4 protein-coding genes and 1 pseudogene are annotated in these 5,522 nt (G+C 73.1%); 4 read left to right on the forward strand and 1 reads right to left on the reverse strand.

All coding sequences use genetic code 11. The features are described from left to right. From DQW85_RS12200 to DQW85_RS12215, 4 genes and pseudogenes are all read left to right on the forward strand, one after another. A pseudogene (locus DQW85_RS12200) lies at positions 1-639 on the forward strand (serine/threonine protein kinase); the annotation flags it as partial. Positions 640-759: 120 nt separating this feature from the next. Continuing rightward, entirely contained in the window at positions 760-2,862 is a 2,103-nt protein-coding gene (locus tag DQW85_RS12205) for a DUF6421 family protein (protein WP_113700443.1), read from the forward strand. Beyond that, positions 2,859-3,488, forward strand: coding sequence for an SDR family NAD(P)-dependent oxidoreductase (locus DQW85_RS12210; protein WP_113700444.1), 630 nt, complete (start codon positions 2,859-2,861; stop codon positions 3,486-3,488). The genes DQW85_RS12205 and DQW85_RS12210 overlap by 4 nt, the downstream gene beginning before the upstream one ends. Beyond that, positions 3,485-4,531: a threonine aldolase family protein gene (locus DQW85_RS12215; RefSeq protein ID WP_113700445.1), complete on the forward strand. Its 1,047-nt coding sequence runs from the start codon at positions 3,485-3,487 to the stop codon at positions 4,529-4,531. Before DQW85_RS12210 ends, DQW85_RS12215 begins: the two co-directional genes overlap by 4 nt. A gap of 5 nt (positions 4,532-4,536) precedes the next feature. On the opposite strand, the gene DQW85_RS12220 is transcribed toward DQW85_RS12215, so the two are convergent. Continuing rightward, the coding region (locus tag DQW85_RS12220) for a phytoene desaturase family protein (protein WP_162794922.1) at positions 4,537-5,522 on the reverse strand (986 nt) is incomplete at its 5' end.

The raw sequence follows: 5,522 nt of genomic DNA on the forward strand, positions 1-5,522 counted from the left end.
GGCTCCCCGGCGGGGCGCCGGCTCCGCCCGGGCGGCCCCGGCAGGCTGCCGGTCATCGCCGCCACGATCACCGCGGCGGTCGCGGCGCTGGTCCTCGTCGTGCTGCTGGTCGTCAGCCAGCGGGGCGACTCGTGGGCCCGCTACCGGAGCACGGCCGCGGCGCCGATCACGTTCGAGTACCCGGCCGGGTGGAACGCGCGCACGCACGAGGACCTCTTCGCGCTGGTCTCGCCGCGGGCCGCCGACTTCGAGGCGCTGTTCGTCTCCGGCGCGGGCGCCGACTGGACGGCCGTGGTGCCGATCATCACGGAGGAGCCCGACAGCGCCACGGGCGTGTACGTGCAGCTGTCCGACACGCTGAGCACAACCGCCACCGACGTCCAGATGAAGGCGATGCTGGAGGGCCTGCTGCCCGGCAAGATCGACGTGGGCGGGCCGGTCCCCGAGCAGGCCGGCACCACCCCGGCCACGCGCTACATCGGCTCGCTGACCGACCGGGACAGCGGCGCCCGGCTCGGCTTCGTCGGCTACGTGGTGGACCGCGACCCCAAGCCTCTCCTGCTGCTGTACTTCTGCGCCAGGAACAGCTGCGACGACACCACCCAGGCGCACGTCCGGCAGAGCGTCCGGCTTTCGTGACCTCGGGCTCACCCCGCGCGAGCCAGGTCTGGGTCTCATCATCCGAAACCCTTTTTGGGGTTTTCGACTCTCCTGTGTGTATATTTTCCGCTTGGAAGCGGGAGTTACAGGAGATCTTTCATGCAGGCTTTCCCGAGGGTGCTGTTCGACGAGGCCCACAGCGAGTCGTGGACGATCCGGCGCGAGGTGGCCGAGGCGATCAACCCCGCCCACCCCGACGACAACAGCTACGCCCGCGCGGCCGCATTGCTGCGGCACCTGGGGCACACCGTGACGGCCCACACCGGCGGCCCGCTCACCGCCGCGACGCTCCACGACCATGACGTCCTGGTCGTCGCGCACCCGTCCGGCGAGCGGTGGGAGCGCACCACCGGGCTCGGCAGTCCCGTCTTCACCGCCGAGGAGATCGAGGCCGTCCGCGAGTTCGTCGCCGGGGGCGGCGGGCTGGTCGTCCTGGCCGAGGAGGAGCAGGACAAGTACGGCAACAACCTCGCCGAGCTGCTGGCCCCGTACGGCGTCCGCGTCGAGCACACCACCGCGCGCGACCCCCGCAACGCGCACCGCGACGTGGCCACCTGGGTCGTCGCGCGGCCAGCCACGTCCGACGGCCTGCTCGCCGGCGTAAAGTCCGCCTGCTTCTACCGCTCCGGCGTGCTCGCGACCGCCCGGCCCGCCGAGAGCCCCGAGAGCCCCGAAATGGGCGGAAGCGCGACTGTCCTGTTCGCCACCGCGCCGACCGCCGCCCCGGCGAGCGCCCCGCTCGCGGTCTCCGTCCGCTACGGCCGCGGCCGCGTCGTCGTGTTCGCCGACTCCGACCTCTTCGGCGACGACTCCATCGACGACCACGACCACCGCCGGCTCTGGGGCAACGTCGTCACCTGGGCGGCCCGCGTCCCCGCCGCGACCCCGGCCCCGGCCGGCCGCGAGGACGACGCCAAGGCCGCGCTGTTCACCGAGCTCAAGGCGCTCGTCGAGGAGCTGCGCCCGCTGCAGGTCAAGGACGGCTCCGTGCCCGAGGGCAAGGAACGGGCCAAGGACCTCGTCGCCGGGATCTCCGCCAAGGTGGGCGAGCTCGCGCCGTACTTCCCGCACGACGCCGCCTACCTCCAGGCCGTGCGGGCCGACCTCGCCGCCTGGGCCGGCCGGGACCTCGGCGTCCCCGACTTCCTCGACTCGCTGAACCTCTTCCACCCCGACACCCAGCGCGTCGACGGCCTGGAGCACCTGGTGGTGTTCCCCATGTACACCCAGAACGGCAACCCCGACCGCGACATCGAGGCCGTCTGGCTGCGCACCATCTGGCCGGGGTGGCTGGCCGCGCTGGAGGCGAACGGCTACGACAACCCCATGTTCGTGCCGGTCGCGTTCGAGGACTTCACCTCCGGCTACGACACCCACTCGGCCGTGCTCTTCCCCGAGACCGTCGCCGTGCGGCAGCCGCCCGAGCGGTTCACCTGGGGCGGCATCTTCGCCGACCGCGAGGCCGCCAGGTTCAGGCGCGTGTCGCGGGCGGCCACGCGGACCCTCCGGCTCGACCTGCCTCCGGACGCGGCCAGGCTGCTGGAGTCGCAGCGGCTCGCCCAGGACACGTTCGTGCTGTGGGACCTGGTCCACGACCGGACGCACAGCCACGGTGACCTGCCGTTCGACCCGTTCATGATCAAGCAGCGCATGCCGTACTGGCTGTACTCGCTGGAGGAGCTGCGCTGCGACCTGACCGCGTTCGGCGAGGCCGTACGGCTGGAGGAGCAGGGCGTGCCGTACGCCCGCTACGTCCAGCACGCGATCCTGTTCGACCGGCTCTTCAGGTTCCCGATCACCGGGGAACGGGTGCGCAACTACGACGGGCTCGGCGGGCAGCTCCTCTTCGCCTACCTGCACCGCAACGACATCGTCCGGTGGACCGACAACCGGCTCACGATCGACTGGGAGCGGGTCCCGGGCGGCGTGGCCGACCTGCGCGGCGAGGTCGAGAAGCTCTACCGCGACAGCATCGACCGCTCCAAGCTGGCCCACTGGCTGGCCGCCCACGAGCTGGTGAGCGCCTACGTCGAGCCGCACCCCGCCTCCACCTGGGCCAAGGGCGTCCAGGCGCTGCCGGAGGAGCAGAAGGCCAAGGTGGACGCGGTGCTGCCGGACGAGTTCCCCCTCAGCATGTTCTACGAGGCGCTGCGCCGTAAGCTGGCCGAGGTGGTCGAGTCGACGAGGGGGATCCGGGCATGAACATTCTGGTGACCGGCGGCGGCGGCCCCACCGGACAGGCCGTGTCCGGATACTTCCGCGACAAGGGGCACACCGTGCTCGCCGTCGACAAGGACGACGTGGACCTCCTCGACCGCGAGGCCGTGGGCCGCCTCGCCGCCGAGATCGAGAAGGAGCACGGCGGCGTCGACGGCGTCGTGCACCTGGTCGGCGGCTGGCGCGGCGGCAAGACGTTCGAGGAGACCCGGCTCGACGACTGGGACACCCTGCACGACCTGCTGATCCGCACGCTCCAGCACGTCTCGCTGGCCTTCGAGCCGCAGCTGAGGCGCAGCCCCAACGGCCGCTTCGTGATCGTCTCGGCCAAGGCCGCCCAGCGGCCGACCGCGGGCGGCGCCGCCTACGCCGCGGCCAAGGCCGCCGCCGAGGCGTGGACGCTCTCGCTGGCCGACGCGCTGCGCGGCACCGGCAGCGCGGCCACCATCCTGGTCGTCAAGGCGCTGGTCAACGACTCCATGCGCGCGGCCAAGCCCGACGCGCGGTTCGACGGGTTCACCGACGTGCGCGACCTGGCCAAGGCCATCGGCGGCCTGTACGACCGGCCCGCCGCCGACGTCAACGGCATCCGATTGGACCTCAGCCAGTGACACCCCGGCACGACCCCGCACTCAAGAGCTTCGCCAGCGACAACTACGCCGGGGCGCACCCCGACATCCTGCGCGCGGTGGCCGAGGCCAACGGCGGCCACCAGACCGCCTACGGCGACGACGTCTACACCGAGGCGCTGCAGGGCGTCTTCCAGCGGCACTTCGGCAGGCAGGCGCACGCCTGGCCGGTGTTCAACGGCACCGCCGCCAACGTCATCTCGCTGCGCTCCATGACCGCCCACTGGGAGGCGGTCATCTGCGCCGACAGCGCCCACATCCACACCGACGAGGGCGGCGCGCCCGAGGTGACGGGCGGCATCAAGCTGCTGACCGTGCCCACCCCCGACGGCAAGCTCACCCCTGAGCTGATCGACCGGGAGGCGTGGGGCTTCGGCGACGTGCACCGCGCCCAGCCGCGCGTGGTGTCCATCTCCAACTCCACCGAGCGCGGCACCGTCTACACGCCGGACGAGGTGGCCGCGATCTGCGCCCACGCGCACGGCCTGGGCCTGCTCGTCCACCTCGACGGCTCCCGCCTGACGAACGCAGCCGCCGCGCTGGACGTCCCGATGCGGGCGCTCACCACCGACGCCGGCGTGGACGTGCTCTCCTTCGGCGGCACGAAGATCGGCATGCTGTACGGCGAGGCGGTCGTGGTGCTCAACCCCTCGGCGGCCAAGGGGATCGACTACCTCCGCAAGTCGTTCATGCAGCTGTCGTCGAAGATGAGGTTCGTCTCCGCCCAGTTCGAGGCGCTGCTGTCGGGCGACCTGTGGCTGCGCAACGCCCGCCAGGCCAACGCGATGGGGCGGCGGCTCGCGGCGGCGGTGCGCGACATCCCCGGCGTCGAGGTGTCGCGGCCCGTGCAGGCCAACGCGGTCTTCGCCACCCTGCCCAGGGACGTCGTCGAGCGGCTGCAGAAGCGCTTCCGCTTCTACACCTTCGACGAGGCGAGGGGCGAGGTGCGCTGGATGTGCTCCTTCGACACCACCGAGGCCGACGTGGACGCCTTCGCCGCCGCCATCGCGGAGGAGCTCGCCTGACGCTCTCAGGAGCGGCCGGCAGGCCCCCCGGTGGTGGCCAGGCGGGCGGCCTGCCAGCCGCCCATGCCGTGCGCGCCCGCTCCGGGCGGCGTCGCGGCCGAGCAGAGGAAGACGCCGGGCAGCGGCGTGCGCCACGGGGCGGGCGACCACACCGGGCGCCTGACGAACTGCGTGAGGCTGGCGAGCCCGCCCCCGATGTCGCCGCCGACCAGGTTGGCGTCGAACGCCTCCAGGCCGGCGGGTCCCATCGCGTGCCGGGCCAGCACCCGGTCGCGGAACCCGGGGGCGTACCTCTCGATCTGCGCCTCGATCGCGCCCGCCATGTCCACGGGGGAGCCGTTGGGCACGTGGCAGTAGGCCCACAGCGTGTGCCCGCCGCGCGTCGGGTCGGCCGCGTAGGGCTGCACGAGCAGCACGTACGGGCGCGGCGAGTGGCGCCCGCTCACGGTCTCGGCCTCGCTCAGCGCGATCTCCTCGAGCGTGCCGCCCAGGTGCACGGTGCCCGCCGCGGTGACGGCGGGGTCGCGCCACGGCACCGGCCCGTCGAGCGCCCAGTCCATCTTGAACGCCCCCGGCCCGTAGCGGTAGCGCCGCAACCGCTCGCGGTAGCGCGGGGGCAGGTCGGCCATCGCCAGGAACTGCCGGGGCGTCACGTCCAGCACCACCGTCCCCGCGTCGAGCTCCTCCAGACGCCGCACCCGGTGGCCGCTGACCGCCTCCCCGCCCAGCGCCCGCAGCCTGGCCACCAGGGCGTCGGCCAGCACCTGTGACCCGCCCCTGACGAGCGGCCAGCCCACCAGGTGGGCCAGGGCCGACAGCAGCAGGCCGTACCCGGCGGTCAGGGGGGAGCGCAGGTCGAGCATGGAGTGCGCGGCCATGCCCGCGAGCACCGCGCGGCCCTCGACCGTCCGGAACGCCCGCCTGGCGTACGTGGTGGCGGGCAGCGCGCCCGCGAGGCCGAACCTGGCGGCCGACGCGAACGCGCGCGGGC

The sequence above is a fragment of the Nonomuraea lactucae genome (genome assembly GCF_003313395.1).
GTDB lineage: Bacteria > Actinomycetota > Actinomycetes > Streptosporangiales > Streptosporangiaceae > Nonomuraea > Nonomuraea lactucae.